At 35.3% G+C, this 852-nt stretch carries 2 protein-coding genes; both read right to left on the reverse strand.

Features of this window, described 5'->3' with window-relative positions:
• Nucleotides 1-301: 301 nt before the first annotated feature.
• Nucleotides 302-628 carry a hypothetical protein gene (locus tag BWI92_RS26635; RefSeq protein WP_095168649.1) on the reverse strand — a complete coding sequence of 109 codons (327 nt, stop codon included), beginning with the start codon at nucleotides 626-628 and terminating at the stop codon, nucleotides 302-304.
• A partial coding sequence (locus BWI92_RS27945) for a hypothetical protein (RefSeq protein WP_217903510.1) occupies nucleotides 618-852 on the reverse strand: 235 nt, incomplete at its 5' end. The genes BWI92_RS27945 and BWI92_RS26635, both read right to left, overlap by 11 nt.

Raw genomic sequence — 852 nt, forward strand, 5'->3', positions numbered from 1 at the left:
TTGTAAAAGTAAAAACTTTCACCTGCATTAAGGGCTCTCACATCTCTATCCGTAAATACCACACTACGTTACGTTTGTATTTTCGACAGGTATATCAGCTCGAAATAGAAGAAGCTAGCTCTTGATTCTTTAATGTTAATATTCATAAACTGTAGAGGATTTAAAATTTTTGAGTAGATTTTCGCCCTTGTTGAAATTCTCTCCAACAAACTGACGTAAGCAACAAAGTAGCATAAATAACAGACTTTTTGCTGTCGCTAGGCTCATTGGAGAAAACTCCAGCGAGGGCATGAGGCATAAACTAGATTAATACCTCTCCAGAAAAAAATCTTTTTCCAGTTCTAATCTCATCCAAATAATAATGAATATCCTCAAGTTCATTCAAATACCCACTTGGTGGTACGCTCACCACGATTTTATTCCATGGTTTCCAGACATCTTTTAATATTCCATGGTTAGTCCTTTCATAGTGCTCTTTTAACCATGCTTTAACCATTGAAATATTTTTTGAAATGATATCGCCATACTTGGCAACTTTATTCGAATCATAAACAGGCTTATGCTGTCCTTTTTCATTTACTAGGTAATAATCCACAAAGGGTTCGCCCTCTTTTATTTCAAATGTCATGATTATACTTTCGTACTTCTTTTAAAGTTAACCTCCGCAAGGTCGTAGAAACTAATGCCTTTGCCATTGCGTGTGGAAAATCTTTTGAACTAAGCATTGCATCATCATATTCTTCCTTAATGATTCTTTCTTCATCGAACCAATACCTGAATTCGTAACTCCCATCAGGATATATCGTGATTAACACATCACTGTATATTTCATTATGGGCAGCTTTATACACC

Origin of the sequence: Flectobacillus sp. BAB-3569 (genome assembly GCF_002270355.1) — a bacterium.
GTDB lineage: Bacteria > Bacteroidota > Bacteroidia > Cytophagales > Spirosomataceae > Flectobacillus > Flectobacillus roseus.

Excerpts from the sequence above, each read along its gene's own strand:
- BWI92_RS26635 (WP_095168649.1), bottom strand. The coding sequence starts at position 628 with ATGACATTTGAAATAAAAGAGGGCGAACCCTTTGTGGATTATTACCTA.